The 19,205-nt window shown below is 40.9% G+C and carries 17 protein-coding genes; all 17 read right to left on the bottom strand.

Annotated features, from left to right (window positions below; genetic code table 11):
* Positions 1–15: 15 nt before the first annotated feature.
* On the bottom strand, positions 16–1,011 hold the full coding sequence (locus tag OCV54_RS05410) for a DUF5688 family protein (RefSeq protein ID WP_262563269.1): 996 nt from the start codon (positions 1,009–1,011) through the stop codon (positions 16–18).
* Positions 1,012–1,103: 92 nt separating this feature from the next.
* The gene (locus OCV54_RS05405) at positions 1,104–1,238 is read right to left on the bottom strand and encodes a hypothetical protein (RefSeq protein ID WP_262563265.1); all 135 of its coding nucleotides are present in this window, start codon (positions 1,236–1,238) and stop codon (positions 1,104–1,106) included.
* A 14-nt stretch (positions 1,239–1,252) separates the two neighbouring features.
* Positions 1,253–1,519: a hypothetical protein gene (locus tag OCV54_RS05400; protein ID WP_055222975.1), complete on the bottom strand. Its 267-nt coding sequence runs from the start codon at positions 1,517–1,519 to the stop codon at positions 1,253–1,255.
* Between the two features lie 15 nt (positions 1,520–1,534).
* Positions 1,535–3,097 (bottom strand): type IA DNA topoisomerase, encoded by a 1,563-nt coding sequence (locus OCV54_RS05395; protein ID WP_330377947.1) that lies wholly within the window; start codon positions 3,095–3,097, stop codon positions 1,535–1,537.
* Between the two features lie 267 nt (positions 3,098–3,364).
* Positions 3,365–4,186: a hypothetical protein gene (locus OCV54_RS05390; RefSeq protein ID WP_022216295.1), complete on the bottom strand. Its 822-nt coding sequence runs from the start codon at positions 4,184–4,186 to the stop codon at positions 3,365–3,367.
* Positions 4,187–4,409: 223 nt separating this feature from the next.
* Complete coding sequence (locus tag OCV54_RS14700) at positions 4,410–4,565, bottom strand: tyrosine-type recombinase/integrase (RefSeq protein WP_330377946.1); 156 nt, start codon at positions 4,563–4,565, stop codon at positions 4,410–4,412.
* 191 nt (positions 4,566–4,756) lie between these two features.
* On the bottom strand, positions 4,757–5,611 hold the full coding sequence (locus OCV54_RS05380; protein ID WP_082431270.1) for an endo alpha-1,4 polygalactosaminidase: 855 nt from the start codon (positions 5,609–5,611) through the stop codon (positions 4,757–4,759).
* A gap of 270 nt (positions 5,612–5,881) precedes the next feature.
* Positions 5,882–6,628: a hypothetical protein gene (locus OCV54_RS05375; protein WP_055222974.1), complete on the bottom strand. Its 747-nt coding sequence runs from the start codon at positions 6,626–6,628 to the stop codon at positions 5,882–5,884.
* Positions 6,613–7,572 (bottom strand): hypothetical protein, encoded by a 960-nt coding sequence (locus OCV54_RS05370; RefSeq protein WP_055222972.1) that lies wholly within the window; start codon positions 7,570–7,572, stop codon positions 6,613–6,615. Before OCV54_RS05370 ends, OCV54_RS05375 begins: the two co-directional genes overlap by 16 nt.
* Positions 7,573–7,781: 209 nt before the next feature.
* Positions 7,782–9,119 carry an aspartate kinase gene (locus OCV54_RS05365; protein WP_055222970.1) on the bottom strand — a complete coding sequence of 446 codons (1,338 nt, stop codon included), beginning with the start codon at positions 9,117–9,119 and terminating at the stop codon, positions 7,782–7,784.
* A gap of 1,143 nt (positions 9,120–10,262) precedes the next feature.
* Positions 10,263–11,906, bottom strand: a complete 1,644-nt coding sequence (locus OCV54_RS05355; RefSeq protein ID WP_242849702.1) for an InlB B-repeat-containing protein — start codon at positions 11,904–11,906, stop codon at positions 10,263–10,265.
* A gap of 197 nt (positions 11,907–12,103) precedes the next feature.
* Entirely contained in the window at positions 12,104–14,812 is a 2,709-nt protein-coding gene (locus OCV54_RS05350; RefSeq protein ID WP_055222966.1) for a fibronectin type III domain-containing protein, read from the bottom strand.
* A gap of 82 nt (positions 14,813–14,894) precedes the next feature.
* Positions 14,895–16,190: a zinc ribbon domain-containing protein gene (locus OCV54_RS05345; protein WP_055222964.1), complete on the bottom strand. Its 1,296-nt coding sequence runs from the start codon at positions 16,188–16,190 to the stop codon at positions 14,895–14,897.
* 15 nt (positions 16,191–16,205) lie between these two features.
* Positions 16,206–16,730, bottom strand: a complete 525-nt coding sequence (locus OCV54_RS05340; protein ID WP_022216286.1) for a DUF3592 domain-containing protein — start codon at positions 16,728–16,730, stop codon at positions 16,206–16,208.
* Between the two features lie 100 nt (positions 16,731–16,830).
* Positions 16,831–17,478 carry a TM2 domain-containing protein gene (locus tag OCV54_RS05335; RefSeq protein ID WP_055222963.1) on the bottom strand — a complete coding sequence of 216 codons (648 nt, stop codon included), beginning with the start codon at positions 17,476–17,478 and terminating at the stop codon, positions 16,831–16,833.
* Positions 17,479–17,532: 54 nt separating this feature from the next.
* On the bottom strand, positions 17,533–18,375 hold the full coding sequence (locus OCV54_RS05330; RefSeq protein ID WP_055222962.1) for a hypothetical protein: 843 nt from the start codon (positions 18,373–18,375) through the stop codon (positions 17,533–17,535).
* A gap of 170 nt (positions 18,376–18,545) precedes the next feature.
* Positions 18,546–19,175, bottom strand: a complete 630-nt coding sequence (locus OCV54_RS05325; RefSeq protein WP_055222960.1) for a response regulator transcription factor — start codon at positions 19,173–19,175, stop codon at positions 18,546–18,548.
* Between the last annotated feature and the right edge of the window lie 30 nt (positions 19,176–19,205).

Below are 19,205 nucleotides of genomic sequence, written 5' to 3'. Positions count from 1 at the left end.
CTTTTCCTCCCTATATCACTGCTTCCTTTTTTTCGGTGCAGAATGCTCTTTCCCGGCATTCATCTTAATAACAGCATCTTTCTTCTCTGCAAGTTTCTCTTTTACCGAAACACGCTCATGGCGGTTATCTCTTTTTTCCTCTTTCTGCTTGGCACGTTCCTCTGCCCGGTCACTGTGGAACAATTCATGTTCTTTGGCATCATACTCATACACATGATCCGAAAGACGTTCTCCCGGCGCCACCTGTGTCTGATTTACTTCCTGTACCATTTGCTCAAGTTCTTTAAACTCCATTCCCGCATCTTTCGGTAGAATCAGCGTTTCATGGATTGAAGAAGGCAGCATGTAAAAATCTCCTACCTTCTCAGCGATTTCCTGTCTGATATCGTCATTTAAAATTGCAGCCGCCCCATTTACTTTTGTATCATTTGTCAGCACAAACATGGTATCGGGAATATCCGGCATCATCTGCATTGCCATTTCTTTTGCTTCATCCATACCCACATTTTCTTCTCTTGCAATATCAACTGCAATCATCTCCGCAACCGTCTCATTCATTCCTTTGAAACTATGTAGCTGCAAAGTATCCATATTCTGCAATGCCTGGTCATGCAGTTCTTCAAGTGTGATTCCATATCCATCCATCAGATTATCTGTAATGGTCGCAGTTCCTTCTCCTGTTTTATCCATTAAAATCTGATACACAACTGCTAAATCTTCCAACTTGGAGTACGGTTTATCCTGAAGGAACTGCTGATTTGCTTCCTCGTTGATCAGCTTACATACAATTTTTTCCTTAATCTTGTCAAAATCGGTAACTGCCGATACATCTATATCATGATCTATATAATGTGACTGATACACACTTGCAATCTGAGCTAATACATCATCCAATTCTGCTCCATCCTGTATCTGCTCAAAATATGGATTCAGATAAATGGTAGGTGCAATATTACTTTCTTCTGTTCTTACCATCAGACCGTCCAGAACACAATCATTATTCTTTACAATCTGATTGACCTAAACTGCAACATCTGCAAACCTTTCAGGAAGGAAATCCTGTATTTGTTCTTTTACCTGTTCTACAAAATCTCTATATTTCATTACTTTTTCTCTCCCTTCTTGGTGTCATTCTGTGATTTCTCTGTCAGCTTCGATACTGTGGCACCGTACATCTGGTACCGCTTCATCATGTTTCTCTGGCTTGTTACATTGATTTCTTTTTCTAACTGCTTCATTCTGGCTTTCCTCCCTATTCTGCTTTTCTTCCAAATGAAAACGTATCTTCTTTTTCCTTTTTCGGGGCAAATCTGCCTTTGACTTCCAAAAGCCTTTTTCCCATAATGGAAAACATGGCTTCCACCTGCTCCTGTGTGTACTCATAATTGGTGCGGTTAGAAAGGTTCTCAAGCCTGCCGATTGCATCAATGACCTTGTTCACACGATACTCCCCAAGACGGACAAACTTGTCCGCCTTGCTCTCATTGTCCTGTACTTTCTTTGTTTCTTCTGCTCCCATTGTTACGTCCTCCTTTTATTTTTTCTTTCCTGTAAATTTCTTATTGGGAAACTCCATGACAAACTTAAACTGCACTCCGGACTTTTCTTCTCCGTCCTTTGTGTAGTGGTATTCTTCCGTACCGCTCGGAATGATATAGGCATCGTATTTCTTGCCCGCCTTGCTCGTAAGCCCCTTTAACAGTGTCTTTTTCCCGGCAAGCACGCTTTCCACCTGTTCATCTGACAGAGCAACGCCCATGATCCGGCTTACATTCATGCCGCACTTATTCTTACAGAAAGCTCCGTATTTTCCCTTTACTACTTCACCGCCGCAGTTCGGACATTTACCAAGTACCTTCTGCTCCTGTGCGAACATCTTTTTCTGCTCGTCACTGACTTCGCGGTAGGTGTGGATTAAGTCAGATACCATTGTTTCAATATCTGTCATAAAGTCCTCACGCTCCATCTCTCCCTTTGCAACAAGGGTAAGGGCATTTCCCCAGTCAGCGGTAAGTTTCGGGGACTTTACAACATCGGGAAGCACCGTAATCAGCTTCATTCCATCCTCTGTAGGGATCATCTGCTTTTTCTCACGCTTCACGAAACCGTCCTTGACTAACTTCTCTATAATGTCTGCTCTGGTGGCAGGTGTACAGAGTCCTTTGCGCTCCACATCGTCACTCATGTCCTCTTTTCCGGCTCGCTCCATTGCAGACAGAAGGGAATCTTCCGTAAAGTGCTTCGGCGGTGTGGTGTAATGCTCGCTAATCTTCGTCTGCCCCCCGTCAAAGGTCTGCCCCTTTGAAAGCTCCGGCAGTTTCTTATCCTCCTGCTCTTTCTCTTCCGGTGTCTTAAAAGAACGCTTAAAGGCATCCTCAAAATCTTTCCACCTGTTTTTTAAGACCGACTTGCCGGAAGCAGCAAAGGTGTAATCACCACAGGATAGCTCTGCCTTAACCGTTTCATAAAGATGTTTCTCCCCCGTAGCACACAGCAGTCTGTTGGCCACAAGGGATAAAATCTTTCGCTCCGTTTCCGGCAGGGCTGCAAGGTCAGCTTTTGCAATCTCCATTGTGGGAATAATCGCATGGTGTTCTGTAACCTTTTTGCTGTTTAACACCCGCTTAATATCCGGATTGAACATCCTATTTTCCTCAAACAATATGGAACCCAAAATTGCTTCAATCACATTTCCGGCTGTCTGCTCCATATCGTCAGACAAATACTGACTGTCTGTTTTCGGATAGGTACACAGCTTCTTTTCATAAAGGCCCTGGGTGTACTCTAAGGTCTGCTTTGCTGTAAAACCGAATAGGCGGTTGGCATCCCTCTGAAGCGTGGTAAGGTCATAAAGTTTCGGCGGTGCCACCGTCTTTTCTTCCTTTGCCACAGACGTAACAAGAGCCTGTCCGTTCCGACAAGCTCCTGCAATCTTTTCTGCTTCTGTTTTACTGTCAATCCTCTCTGTGGCTGCATCTACGCCGCCGCAGAGGATATGAGCCATGAAATACTGCTCTTTCTTGAAATTCATAATCTTGCTTTCACGCTCCACAAGCATTGCAAGGGTAGGTGTCTGTACCCTGCCCACCTTTAACACCTTGCGGCATTTTTCTTCACTTTATGCCGTGGCAGATGAATAACACTTTAATCATAAAATTTCTCCTGTTCTGAAATGCCCTGTATTGCCGTGTTTTGCGTTGATTTATCGACTTTTCCGGGCATCGTATTTTTATTTTCTAAAACTACACTTTTTGCAAAATAATGCAAAACGGAGCAAACGGATGCCTTGTGTAGTAGTCAAATCGTAGTCAGTTAAGGGGGGTCAGACTACGGATGGAGGTGTGCATTATTTATAATTTTAATGTTAATCCTCGTTGTCTAATTTCAACTGATTTTCGTAACCATATAATATCTCCCTTATATCTACTCTACTCCAACAAAAATGGCCTCCCTTACTACTATTATTTAAAGGATAATGAATTCCGTCACACTTCCCAAGCAAAGTTAAATCCTTTGGACGATTTCTCCTCGAGCTCTCATAAATATGCATTTGGTATCTATTACCTGTTTTTCCTATATGAAAGCATACTCTTTTCGATGTACGAAGAGCATCTATACTTTCGGGTTTATCTTTAGTTAAGAAAAAGTATACATCTGCTACTTCATCAGCCACTCCATTTACATTCCAATCCCTCAAATATATTTTGTTCACATAAAACAAAGCATACCAACCAAGATATTTTTCATAACTCTCTATTTTCTCTTTAATTTGAAAAAAATATACATCTCCCTCTTCCCATCCCAAGACATATGGTTTATGAACAGGAATTTTTTTATATTCCGGCATCGTCTCTTCTAACTGCACTTTCAACTTGTCCAATACCTTACTTCTCTCATACCTAATTCTTTCTGTTTGCCAACGTTGCGATACTCTATCTTCTTCTATCAACTGAAGTGCTATTGTTTTAATTTTCTCTGTCAATCTTCCCTTTTTCCACAACGTATCTGCCAGACCAAAATAAAAATCATATTTGCAGTCGATATCCTCCATGTCCTCCTGATATTCTGATAATATTTCCTTCAGAGCAACTTCATCACTTTTCCCCGACTTAAGTTTTGCAATATAATCTTCTTTCACATCTGCACTTATGTCATTTTGATAAATGCCTACTCCCCATGTTCCCATCAAATCTCTCCTTAACAAAATATTTTTTGTTTTCAATTTACATTATATCGGCCAAGGCATATTTTTACCAGTCAAGAAGGCACCCAAGCTATATGCCTGAGTGCCACCAGTTTCCACCAATATTCTATTATCAAATCACCTTGAGCATATTCTGTTTCAAAGGTTTATCATCCTTGTCCGAAATCCCCATCTCTTTTCTTGCATTTTCCAACCCCTGCATCTTCTAAAGTTCTTTCTCCGCATCCTCAAGTCCAACATGGGTGTAAACATTAAGTGTCACGGCAATATCCGAATGCCCCATGAGGTACTGCAATGTCTTAGGATTCATGCCAGATTTCGCCATGTGACGGACGGCTCGCAATGCTATCAACTTTTTCATTCAAATAAGCACCTCCAAAGCTTTATGTTTCTTTTTCAAACTTGCTGGCGGCGAACAGCATTTTATGCTGTTTGCGGACGGCAAGTCCACAGGGGATAGCCGCTTTAGCGGCGCAAGGGGGTGTTGCCACCTTGACGGAACAAAGTGACGAAACTTAATTTGCTCATCTTTTTCGTATTTCTCAACACTCATTATTTAAGTTCAAGGGAATTGGAAATATAAAAATGGAAATCTTGCTCCTTGCAGTATTCTTTTATTTTTTGAATCAGTTTTTGATTAGTTGTATATTCCAACAGATACACTTCCATCCCATCCGCCTTGCACGTTTCCAAATATTTGCAGAAATAATCTCTCGTATCGCTCGTTTGTTCATGAAAAGTTCCGCTATCAAAATCAATACTGCTCCATACTGATTCCTGATTTACACCTGTCATAATCTGATCAATCGCCCCATAGCGTTCCCTATATTCCGCCACATAAGTATCTCCACCGTTGATGATGACCGCTTTTCCAAACGTCATTATGTTTTGTAGAATCGCTGTAATGCCTTCAAAAATACTCTCGTGCGGATCGTAATAATATACATCACAATTATCTATAAAGAATCCGTCAACACCTTTTTCATATAGTTCCTGAGAAAGCTGTCCTATAAACTTCTGCCAGTCTGGGTTTGCTACATCTACCCATTCTTCTTCATCCCAGTGCTCATACTCACCGATTGCCAGTTCCGCATAGGTTGTATAGTACTCCCTGAAGTTTTCAATCGACCCAATATTTAGATATGTATATACGACTGTTCCATTTTGATGGAGCAATTCAATATCCCTTTTTGTAAAATACTGTGCATCAATTACAATCATTTCATACATTTTAAATCGTTCCAAAGATGAGGCGTCCGCATTTAAAAACACCCCATAATCGTTTTTCTCAAATTCCTTTGCTTGATTAGCTTTCACAAAAAAACATACACCAATAAACATTATAACAAATAATACAGCCAAGGCTACTGGTTGTTTGGTCCTCTTCCCGCACAATGCCTCCCACACCCTTTCGGTAATTCTCGTTTTTTCCTCATGACTATCACATTTTACACATTGATAATTATGTTTTCCCAGATTTGTTGCTCAATTTGCATTCAAATTATACCCTAAAACTTGTGAACAGTTCTACCGTCATTTTGGAATATATGAGAAAAGTCCGAACGGTTTTCTGCCCGGACTTTCTCGCTCAATCATAAATCAATTCCGCTTTCACAATCTCCTCTGCCAGTGACCGCACGATCAGCTCCATGCGATTTCGTGCCGCTTCGTCAATTTTTATCCGAATACTTGCTTCAACAATTCCACAATATCCTCATTTTTCAGCCCATATTTTTTCAATGAATTTTGATCAAATGGTTCCTGCTCCAACAAGTCAATAAAGCTATGTATATCGGCATCTACTGCTATCGGCAATTCTTCTACTTTTTCAAGCATAAGCTCCGAAGCAATACGCAAAACATCTTTTTTATGCTTCTTTATGTCACTAGAATCCACTTTTTCACCTAAATCTTTTCGCTTTTTCAAATCAAGATACGCTCTTGCTTTAAAAAGAATGATATATTCTGGTCTTAAAACAGAAAGTCCATTTCTCACTTCTTTTCCATTGAGTAGTGCCTTATAGTAATCATCATTCAAAAGAATCGCCGACAAACTGGAAACTTCATCATCAATGTGAATTGGAGTAATTCCTTTCGCATTTTTTAGTTTAAAATCACTTCTACAAAACAATTCAATCATTTTCGGAAAGTTATCGTCTTCTGGCTTATCAAATCTATAAAATTGAGGGTTGCTACCGTTTGTCGCTTTGTTTCTATATTTTCCATCAACAATAAACTTCCAAAATTTTTCTCCAAACTCCGGAGTTAATGCTTCAACAATCAAAACCATATCCAGATCTCTTGTAGCCCTGAAATTTACTTCATTGCTTTCAAACAGAATATCACAGGCTGCACCACCTATTAAAACATACTGTTCTTCATAATCTGCAAAGTACTTCTGAAATGTACCTAATCCTTTGACCATACATATTCCTCCAACATCTCATTAATAGAAATATCTACCCGTTCCTCTTCTTGCTCTTCTCTTGTCAGTGACAATACTACGCTCAAAGGATCCTGCAATCCTTTTCCTAAAAAATCAATGAAATATCCTAGTTCCAAAACAACACAGCCAATTTCTTCCAATTCACTTACTTGCTTTTCTTCTTTCACTCCACTAGCTTTCAGTTCTTTCTTCGTTACCGCATAGGTTAGATAAGCATTGTCGGACAAAAGAGAATACTCACATAAAGCAGAAATACCTGCTTTCTTTTCAAGTTTCATATCTTTTCTCAATATAAATCTTCGAATCACTGGATTCCTTAACACACTCTCAATCTGCTGCCATAATTGTTTTCGGTCATCCGGAATATTTATTACTCTTGATTTACCTTTCATGCCCAACACATCAATATTTAAATATTCGAGTTCATCAAAACACCGGCTTGCAGATTTTGTTGACACTCCCATTCGTTTCGCCGCATCAGACACTTTCTCTTCATTCCATCGTTCATAAATGGCTATCAGAAGCATTTTTTGCGTCAAAAACGAAATCAAATGAACTGGTGCCAATTCCCTTTCATTTTCCTTACTCAGTAAATATCCAATAAACGGGAGAAATATTTGCTTTCCGTCTATTACAAAAGGTATTCCTTCTTCTATCAATTTTTCTTTTATATAAAATGTAGTTCGATCAAGAAATATTGCACAGTTTAATCCTGTTATTTTTTCTACGCCAGCTCTATCTCTACGTAACATAACTAGTCCGACATCTTCTTTGGGATGAATAGCCAGCCATAATACACCGTTCGTCTCTACTGTAAAAATATCATATCTTCCACGATATGCTAACGGGAGCTTTTTATAAACCTCTTTATTCTCCGTCATTATTACATTTTGCCGTAATGCTTTTTCCAAAAATTCTTTCATATCAATCGCCTTTTTATAAATGTGACTCTTTTTACGTCACATTTATAATTTATCATATGTTATTTGATTTTTCAAGTAATATATGCTTACATAAAATCCAATAAAAAAGACGTAAGAGTCATCCCACTCCTTTTGCCAGAGAAAGCCACCAATAAAATAGGGGCAAGCACTAATACGTGCCCACCCCTACGATGCTTAGCAATCTGTTATTACTTGTCTGTTATAAATGTGTTATATATTGCCTTTATGGCTGTATCAAAATCACTGTTCTTTACTCCGATTATGATATTCAGCTCTGATGAACCCTGGTCTATCATCTTTATGTTGATGCCTTCCTTTGCAAGTGCGCTGAACAACTTGCCTGCTGTACCACTTGCTGACTTCATTCCACGGCCTACTACAGCTATAAGTGCAAGTCCTGACTCAATCTCAACTGAATCCGGCTCTGCAAGTCTATGGATGGCAGATATAACTCTCTGTTCCTTGTGTACGAATTCATCAGCATGAACTACGATAGTCATCGTGTCAATACCTGATGGCATATGCTCAAATGAGATATCATTCTCCTCAAATGCCTGAAGCACCTTTCTTCCAAATCCTATCTCTGAATTCATCATAGCCTTTGTAATAAAGATTGTACAGAAATCCTTCTTACCTGCAATACCTGTTACAACATAATCCTGCTTCTGGCAGGTACTCTCAACTATCCAGGTTCCTGCGTCCTCAGGCGCATTTGTGTTGCGGATATTGATTGGGATACCACAGTGGCGTACAGGGAATATCGCATCCTCATGGAGAACTGATGCACCCATGTATGAAAGCTCACGAAGCTCTCTGTAAGTAATATATTTGATCGGCTTTGGATCTGGAACAATACGTGGGTCAGCTACAAGGAAACCCGAGACATCTGTCCAGTTCTCATATACATCGGCTCTGCTTGCCTGTGCAACGATCGAGCCTGTTACATCTGAACCGCCCCTGGAAAAAGTCTTTACCTTGCCATCCTTGCCAAGTCCATAGAATCCTGGAACAACCGCATGCTGTGCCTTGGAAAGTCTCTCACCAAGTACCTTCTCCGTCTTATAGCTATTGAGGTTGCCCTCTGCATTGAAAAAGATAACCTCTGCAGCATCTATAAATTCAAAGCCAAGATATGCAGCCATAATCTTACCATTGAGGAACTCTCCTCTTGATGCCACATAGTCTAGTGTGCACATTGGATCCGGATTGGTAAGATCCTCCAACTGCTTTGTAATCTCCTCAAAATCCTTATCAAGTGAAAAATCCTTAATCTCAAGGCCTGTGATGATCTCATCATATCTGGCCTTGATCGCCTTCACTTCCTCTGTGAAATCATTCCCTGCCTTCGCAGTTTCATACACATGAAGGAGCATATCTGTTACCTTTGTATCATCTGAAAATCTCTTTCCAGGTGCAGAAGGAACAACGTATACACGGCTCTCATCTGATTTGATGATTGCTCCAACCTTTTTAAACTGCTCTGCACTTGCCAATGAACTTCCGCCAAATTTTACTACCTTTTTCATAATTCCACTATTTCCTTTGCCATATTCTTATTTGAATGTCGTTCTTCTTAAGATTCGCTGGCGAATCTTGCCGCAAGCTGCCAGTCAGCTCTGCTGACATATATCATATCAGCGGCTCAGCAATCCTCACGGAGTGTATATCTCTGTCGAAAATAGAGTCCAGACTGAGATATAAAACATAAAAATACACATGCATTTTATACGTCTTTTTGCAATATAGCAAGAGAATTTTAGTTTTTGCTATTAAAAAAGGCAATATACACCTTTCCTTTAGCCCTGAATGGAAATCTTTTGCCCGCTCCAGTGTATCCACACCCGGCTGTTTCCCTATATGTTCTTACTTTTAATCCCATTCAAAACAAATAAACACAACCAAAAGGGGCAGGCACTCCAATGCGCCCGCCCCTCTGGTATGCAGTCTTCACCACATGATCTAATAATAAACCATCAGTTTTTTCATTGTCTTTTTCATAATAATTTCCTCCTCTTTATTGCAATCACATAATCTGAGTATATTTTATTATGTATTTGCAATCAGTGAGGTCTAAATGCACGAATCGTACCAAAAATGTATCGAATCGACACTCTTTTACAATGACAGTCTGAGCGTAAACTTGCCATCCTTTTCCGCAAAGCTGAAAACCCCGCCGTAACGCTGCACGATCGCACATATGCTCTGAACACCTTTATTTCTTTCATAAAAATTCACATCAATCTCGCATGATCTTCCCTCTGCAGCCAAAGGCACACATGCATGCAGGGCATTTTCCAAGGCATTAGATAAGAGCACACACAGATCGCTTTTCGGCACAGAAAGATCTGCGGAAATTGCACATTGTATCTTTATTTCAATTTCTTTCTTCCTGGCTCTACCCGCAAATGAAGATAGGATCAGATTCACTGCCTCATTTTCACAGTATATTGGGACTTTCTGTGCCTCAATCTCCTTACAGATTCCAGTTATATAAGCCTGTGCCTGTTCTGAAACGCATATTCAAGGAATGCATCCTTTACTTCATTGTATTTCCCTCGTCGCAATTTTTGCCATAATCCCCTTTATGCCTCCTTGGCGCCAAATATTTTCCAGCACTTATTATCCACAATTCGACAACAAAGGGGGATATTGCATCGATTTATACGAATTTATTTTCTCACCCACCTGGCATAGAGTTTCCTGCTGCCGGTGCTGCCGGCTGCAATCTTCGTAACCTTTTTCTTGAATTTTGGATCGCTGTACCACCCCTTAAATGTGTAGCCTTTTCTGACCGGATTCTTCAAGACGATAGTCCTAGACGCGACGGTATAACCGACTGGATTGGACCGGCTGTTTTTCCCCTTGCCAAGCCTGTACTGGATCTTGTACTTTACCAGCTTCCACCTTGCGTATAATGTCTGATTCCTGGTGGTCCTCACAACCGAGCTGCTGCCGATCCTGCTGCCGCCACTCTTTGCTGTGTACCAGCCTGCAAATGTATATCCCCTTCTGGTAGGTGTCGGCAGTGTTCCGTAAGTTTTTCCACAAATGACAGTCTTACTTCCAGAACTCACACGCCCTCCATTTGGAGCAAATACTATTCTCACGCGCTTTACTGTGTCCGTATATTTTGCAGTAAAAGAAAGCTTGGTGGATGTCCCTGCCACGCGCAATGCAACCTTTTTACTTCCCGCCTTCCACGTCATCTGATTTAAGGCATATGCGATAATCCCATTTTGAATACCCGAAATGCTCGGCGGATATGACGCATTGTCAGTGCTAACTTCGAATTTGGTTTTACCTGCATTGAGATTTTTCTGAATCCTGTCAGCGTAAGCCCGCGCCCACTTTGCGGCATCTCCGTTCCTGACAAAATAGTTATCTGCCAGACTTGTGGAACGTGTGCCATAACCGCTTGCCGTATAAATCTTATTATGACCGTTGTGTGCCAACGCCATGAGTTCATCCGTCAGTCCAAAATACAAATGCGTAGGATCAAAGTTATAATAATTGTCTTTTGTATCATCCCATGTACAGTCCACCTGATACCATTTGCCATCCAGCTTCATGGCATTCCAGGTATGTCCATCATAGGTATCCCTTGTCTCAGCATTTGTTATGCCGGCTGCAGTAAGCAGTTTTGAATAGGCACTCTCATAGGCTTGACATGTGCCCAGCTTTCGTGTCAGTGCGCTCTCTGCCGAAGACCATTTCAGGGAATGATCGTAATCAAGCTGCTGCAACAGCCAGTCATGCAGCCACAATGCCTTTTCATAGTCCGAACCATCCGTCTCCTTGCTGCACTTTTTTACCGCAGCATTCACGATGTCACCCACGCTCGGATAAGCCCTGTCCGATACCTGTATATTTGTGCTCACACGCATATAATAGACACCTGACGTCTTGTCCATTACATAAAACCTGAAGTTATAGATTCCCGAAGCGGTCATTGTGAATTCAAAGTCGTGAGATTCGCACTCATCTGTATATTGAATCCACGCTCCGCGGCTTGGATCCGCCACGGATTCAAAACTATACTCACCCGGATTGGAATAACTCGGTGCATCCATTCTAAACAAATACCGGCCACTGCCACCATCCGCCGAAACGTGGAATGTTGTATCCTCTCCTAATTTGGGTTCGTTCCATTCAACCTTTAATGCGACACCTTTTTGAGAATCACTTTCAGCACTGTACTTATATTCTGTAACTCCCTCTTGGGGATTTGTTAATGAACCAACAGATTCTTCCTGCGCATAGCCTATCACTCGAATCGTCGATACACCTGTCATCACCAGTATTAATGTCAACATAAATGTTGCTAATTTCCTTTTTATCATAAGCAGTACCTTGAACCTTTCTTAATGTCAAAATAACATCACTACATATCAATCTCTTAATATATCTAGCATAACAGAAACACCGTTTTTTTGCCACAAAAAAACCCCGCTGCAGAGTATTTCTGCTTCGGGGTTTTGCGGTTATCTGTTGACCGGTTCAGATAACACCATTACTTGATTTTTGCGCTTATAAGCTTGCTGTAATCAGAAGCCACAACAGCCTTTCCAGCCTTCTTGTTGGCAACAACCTTGAAGTAGTAGGTCTTGCCGCTTGAAAGCTTTTTGATGTTTGCGCTGTTTTTGATAACAGCGAGCTTTTTGAAGCCGCTGTTTTTCTTTGTGCTGTAATATACCGTATAGCTGTTTGCACTCTTAACCTTTGTCCAACTGACGGTTGCCATTTTATTTCCTGCTTTGACCTTGACCGAAGTCGGCGCAGAAAGCTTTGTTGCGGTCAGAAGCTCCTTTGAAACGAGAGAAAGAACCTTTTTGCCATCAATCTTCTTATAGGCTTTGACAACAATCTTGTACTCCGTACCCTTTGAAAGCTTTTTAAATGTGTGTGAGAGCTTCGTTGTATCAGCTCTATTGACAAGCTTTTTGCCCTTGTAAAGGTATACTCTGTATCCGCTTACACCGGCAACCTTTTTCCATGAAGCCGTGATTGAGTTTGTGGTCTGCTTAACGCTGATCTTGCTCGTCGCGGCGGGAAGAATGTTGAAGTTCAGCTTTTTGCTGCCGCTGTAATTGCCCTTGAAGGTAACGGTTACTGTTGCCTTGCCGATATTTTTGTTTTTGCTGTAAGCAACGGTGTAATCTGTTCCATTCTTAAGCGTTTTTTTGTTTGCATCCTTAACGATGACCGAAGGCTTCTGAACCTTTCCGTTATATGTATACGACGACTTTTTCAGCGAAACTGTCTTAATTCTCGCTATCGAAATTGTTGGTTCTATCATACTGCAAACAGTGCACTTCTTGGTAATCTTGCCATTTGAGGTAAGAGTAGCCTTGACAACAGACTTGGAGTACTTATGACCGAGAGCCTTGACTTTGGTCTGAGCGACTATAACGGTGTTACAAACCGAACAGTGCTTACCTTTGGTGAGACCCGTCTTTGTGCAGGTTGCTTTAATTTCGTTATCTATAACCGCATTATGTTCCTTACAGGAGATGTTAACTATGCAGTCTTGACTTTCTGAATTAGTGATATACGGTGTAACATCGTAGGTTTTGTCTTTTTCAAGTCTGACTTCGGTAATTTTGCCTTTATCGTTACTAGAGACGGATTCACTAAGCCGGTTATTCTCAACAAGGTTTACTTCTGTTCCCTGAATATTTCCGCTGCCGAGATTTGACGAAGTTATGGTGATAAGATAAACCTTCGTTTCCGTCGGAGTAAAGAAGTAAGCGGTTATGTTTTTACAGGAATTGTCACCGTAACCTATTTTGGTCGGGTTAACATATTGATTGCAGCTTTGGCAGTATGTGCCATTACATACAAGGCTCTGATGCTGCTTCGGAATGACTTTCTGAATTGCATACTCACAGCCAGTGTGTTTGCAGTGTCTGGATTCCCTTCCATCTTTGTCGCAGGTTGCCGGCCAGTCAACCGTATAGGTGTCGCTCAAATCGTGTCCAAGTGCTGGCAGTTCGGTGTAACCCTCATAATATTTGCAGCCGAAGCACTCATAGCCGACCGTTCTTCCCTTTCTGATGCATGTTGCCTCTTTAGCAGCGAGAGTTCTGCCAAACTGATGCTCCTGGAAGCTTTCAAGAGCATCACACTTTTTACAGTACTTGTAGTGACCAAGAAGTGATGTCCTTTCCTCTAATTCAGGCTCAGAATCGTGACAGGAGGAGATAATTTTTATATCCGCATCCAACTTAACAAAGTCAGGCCAGGTATTGTATACCCTGGTACCGTTGTGCATACTAACATAGTTCGGCTTTTCCAGAGATTGTGATAGAACTATGTCATAGAAATGAGGAGGCTGGCCACCGTAATAGATTGAATTTACATTTCCCTTTTGTCCAATATAACAGCCGCCAAGCCTTACTTTTCTGCTGGATGGGGTGTTTTGGAAATATATTGTGCTGAACGGCTGTTCATTAAGAAGTTGATTTGAAATTACTTCTATTTCTGAGTTTCCTGTTATTGTAACATTGCCCTGCGGCTCCAATCCGTATGAATATATACAAGACGGGACGCGTGCATTATTCTGAATAAGAGTACCGGTGATATAGAGATTGTTTATATCATAGAAGGAAATAACGTGGTGCCTGTTCTTATCGTTTATATAAGTGTCACTTCCGGATTGTGCTGTAAGAGTGAGATTATAGTTGATAAACTTCCCTGCTTTTCCAAGAATATTCACATCTGCGTTTGGGTTATTCACAGCGATCATTGAAGTTTCGTTGGCTGTTGAGTTAAAGATTATCTGTCCGCCGGACTGGGTTGTGGTAATTGTGAAGTCGGTGTTTGCCTTGGAACCCGAAAAAACCACAAACAGATCCCTTGTCTCCTCGTCTGAACGAATATCAGTTGTAACTTTCAGGGTTTTTCCGTTCAAGTCAAGGGTGATTTTTCCGGGATAGCTAACTGTGATTTCGGAATACCACTCCTGCTCATCCTGATAGCTCCAATCGCTCGGAACTTGCTCTTCGTAATCTATGTTATTTTTGAGAACAACAAGCTTATCGGGTGGATTTGTCTCGTTTGAGGTGGCTTCAAGAGCTTTTTCAAGCTCAGCAAAGTTGGTTACATAGGTTGTGTTTTCGTCAACCGAATGATTGTCCGCTGCCGAAACAGTAAATACTGATGCCTCGAGCATCAGTATGACTAATGTTACGACAGTCAAAAGTTTTTTCTTTTTGTTCATAGGTTTCCCTCCTTTTAAAATTAATAATATGTAAATGTTTCCCTTCCCTACCTTAATCGGCAATGCAGAATTTTAACAGGTTTCAGATTTTTATTTTCCACTTTTCGCTATCTCCGTGAAGGCTATAACCACAATAAGAACAGCATTCGTTTTCATCTGGCAAGAATGTTGCTCCGCAGCTCGGACATTCCTTTTCAACAAAAAATTCACCGTCAGACTTTCTTTTTTCTGGATATCTAGCCCTTTGCATGGTCAGTTTCTTTTTAAATTTTTTTGTAAACGGTTTCTTATTTTCAGGAAGAAAGGTTTTCGTTCCATAAACTTCAGACTTAACCGTTGTTATTTCATCTGTGTTAGAGACTTTTAAAAGCTTGATCGTGCCGATACTGAAATCAAGCAGATCATTGTCATTTTCGTTTTTGCTAAAGTATTCGTTTAAGCAGGATCTGAGGTAGTTCTCTGAATATCCTACGATCTTTTTCGCTAAATTGTCTTGTTTAACTTTTCCACAAATAATAGGTGTAACAATCGTTCCAAAAGCAAGAATCGCTGCACCGACGCCGGCTGCAAGGGAAATCTCCGTATCCTCGATCAAGTATAAGCATGGAAAGACACTTAAGAAAAGTATGAAACCGGACAATAGAAGCTGTAAAAATCTTTTCATATTTGTACTGATAGTTTCATAAATCTCAAACGATTCGGTCTGCCAATCGTAAAACTCGTTTTTTATAACGGCGCCGCAATATTCACAGGTAACCTGCTGACTGTTCAGCTTGACTCTTGCACCGCATGATGGGCAGGTTATTCTCAACATATCGTGATAATAGCTTTTCTTATTCTCTTTTTTGTCTGTGCGGCGAACGTGTCTCGACTGAAGTATTCGGAGATATGAATTTTTACGGTATATCTCATGCTGAACCCTGTTGCCTTGCATTGACTCGAAACGCTCCAGGGTGCTGCACTTCAAAACCGATTCCCGCCATTCTCTGCCATCATCGTTCCATGTTTCAAAGTTATTTTTAGGAATGGGAACAACATCCGTGACGTAAATTTTGCGGCATAGCTTATTCTTATTAAGTACGTCGATCTGACTGACGATTTTTTTTCGAAAAGCCAGGTCCATTCTTGCCGTAAGAAGCTTTTGATCCGCTTTTCCAAGCGGAATCAGTACTCTTTCAAATGCTTTTCTTATATCCTTTCGGATTTTCGAATCCTGTAGAGGAGTTTCCCTTTTTGCCAGCAATCTTTCCAGCTTAGCTTTTTTCAAATTCTTGGGAAGATATTCCGAAAAATCCATTACAAGTATACTTTTACCGATATAGAATGTACATAATATAGCAAAAGAGGCTGCAATGCACAGCGATACTGATAAATCCATAAAATCACCTCTGATTTATTCCTTGCTGACCACCTCATTTTCGTTCTTCTTTTTCCGTTTGTCTTTTACAATGTCACATATCATTATAACAACGAGGAAAAAGCCAAAGGGGATCGCCGCACAATAGAGAAGGAAATCAACGGGATTCCCCTCCGGGGAAAGCTTGTAATTTCCTTTTGTAGTTTTATAGACCTCTACTTTTATTGTATCGCCTTTTCTCAATTTATCGTATGTGTATCCTTTTGCGATATCTCTTGACCAAACACGCTCTTCGCATTTCCCTTTATAGGTTTTTCCGTCAATTTCATATGAAATTCTGAATTTATATGTTGTATAATCTACATCGCCATTGTCATCCTTACTATCGTGGGTTGAAAAGTCAACAATAACAGCGGAAACTTTCCGTATATCAGTTGAGGCTGCATATTCTTTCTTTTCAATTCTGCTTGTGACAATTCCGAATACACCCAAAACCATCGATGCTATGCCGGCGACCATAATAAATATGGTCATTTTGATGTGCTCTTTTCTTTTACTCATAACAAGTTCTCCTTTCGCAATCAGGACTGTGCCCGAAAGAGTTCAGGCACAGTTCCCAATTTTAAGCCATATTTGTCTAAAGGCTGTCAAGAAGTCCTGTCTATTTTTTTTGAATAGGATTTCCGTCTTTGTCAGTGAATTTGCCGGTAATGATCTTTATCAGATCAACAAGTACACCGATTCCAAAAACGCCGGCGGTAAAAAGATAGAGAATGCCTGATCCTACTTTGCCCACATAGAAACGGTGGCCACCAACTCCGCCGAGGAAAAGGCAGAGAAGAAGGGCTACAAGCCAATCCTTTTCCGTCTGTCCACTGCCGTTTACACCAACGGGCGCTACATAATCTTCAACCTGCTCGCCGTTGAGTATCTTTTTAACATTTTCGGTCACCTCATCAAGATACTCACCTCTTTGAATAGGAAGATTAGCTACTCCGCTTACACCTTTTTGAATTACGCTGTTTTTGTCAACTCGCATACCATTGACGGTTGTTGTGTTCTCCTGGATGTTTGCCATGACTTTAATTTTGTTGCCATCCTTAACAAAGACCCAGACCGTAACGTCGAGGTTCGGTTCTTTCTCAAAGGAAATGCGCTTTCCAGGGATACCCCCTTTGATTTTGAAAGGCATTTTAAAAGCCGAAGCATGTGTGTTAAGCTTTTCGTATACGTCTTCAATTGTAGTTGTGTAAGAGAGTTCAAACTCCCTCGGGGCTGTTGCAGCTGCCATTGATTTAATATCTACCATATTTTTTCCCTCCTTTTTTATTTTATTATTCCGTGCTTTAACTCACACGGTAGATTACGGTCGTCCCTCAATTTCATCAATCTGGCCCGTATACTGTACACTCATACCCATGCTTATGTAGTATTGCACCGCCTGAGACTCCAAAAGGATTTCCCTTGCTATTGCTACATTCTTATCCTCGGACTCACCGCTGCTGACATAATCGGAATATATTGAAAAATCATAGTAATTTCCGTCAACAAGCTGCCCATCCATTCCTGACAGCATCGGGAATACCGAAAAAGAGTCGTTTCCTTTTTTAAAGCTCAGCGATACATTTGAATGTATTTCACTTTCATTGCAGCGCAGTAAAAAATAATCAATTCCATTTCCGTTGTAATTATAGAGTGTATTGTCGGTATTTACAGAATATTCACCATTATCAGTTATTTCCGCCCGATAAACAGACACACTGTATTTTGTATCGGCAATAACTACCGCATAAAGCTCCGCACCGCCTACATTTACAAGGGGCGCGCCGCAGAGAAAATCATATTTATCCGCATACTGACTGTCTTTTACGAAATTTAGGATTTCTTCCTCATCAGCCTCGTAACCGACATAACCGATATAGGCAATCCCAACCGATTCTTTGTTATCAAGAATGGTGTTTTGAAGTTTTGATAAATCTGTGTCTTTTTGTACCGATGCTTCTGTGGTCGCTTCTGTAGTTGCCTCAATGGTTGCTTCTGTAGCCGCCTCTGTGGTTGCTTCTGTGGTCGCCTCTGTGGTTGTGGCGGTTGTTTTATCTTCGGTCAGATTAGAATCCTCTGACGGTTTTGCCACACATCCAGAAACCAAGGCTGGCATAATTAAAACCATCAACAGGGTCATAATGTATTTGTTATATTTCAACATTCATTGCTCCCCCTTTCTACTACAACTATAGTCTTACACATTCTATTGTACGGATTTTTTGAGGTCTGTCACTGGCACAAGTGCCAGTGACAGAAAAAACTATTTTCAAACTTTTTTGACTTTGGGACATAAAAACCCCTTGACCGTGTCAGTCAAGGGGTTCATTTACTCTATTCGTCTTTTAAAGTGGTCACCATGAGCTTGTTCTCAATAGCTGTCACAACCAACGCTTCTCGATTCTCAAATCTACCTTTTTCAACCATATCGTCTAAGTTCCAGCGCACACCGTTTTTGGAGATGCCCAGTTTATCGGCAATCTCCTGGTATGTAAAGCCCTTTATGTATAAGCGGAGAATATCAAGCTGTCGGGGCGAGAATGTATCGGACATTGTGCCTTCCATTTCAATTGCAGGAGAGGTGTCAGGAAATACTTTTTCGCCTGCAAGGGTACGCCTTATCACACTTATCAGCTCCTCTGTGCCGTGGTCTTTATACCACAGACTGTCTGCTGCACCTGTCTTTGCTCGTTCCAATACCTGCGGGTCGACAAGTGAGGTTACAATTACTATTTTGATATTCGGAAAAGCCTTTTTTATACGTTTTGCGGCGGCAAGACCGGAGTGCTTGTGCTGTGTTTGTACATCCATAAGAATAAGCTGTATTGAACAATTGCAGTTTTTCTCTGCCTCAAAAGCGTCACGATATACGCCAACAAGGCGAAAGATTTCGTTTGATTTCAGCCGCTCGGCAAAATGCTTTTGAATATATAAATCATCTTCAACCAGTATTGTATTTATCATATATCGTTCTCCTTTTATTGAACATCAGCT

The sequence above is a fragment of the Coprococcus aceti genome, assembly GCF_025567285.1.
Taxonomy (GTDB): Bacteria; Bacillota; Clostridia; order Lachnospirales; family Lachnospiraceae; genus Coprococcus; species Coprococcus aceti.
The sequence above is the reverse complement of the archived record's forward strand: the minus strand, read 5'-3'. Positions and strand labels throughout refer to the sequence as shown.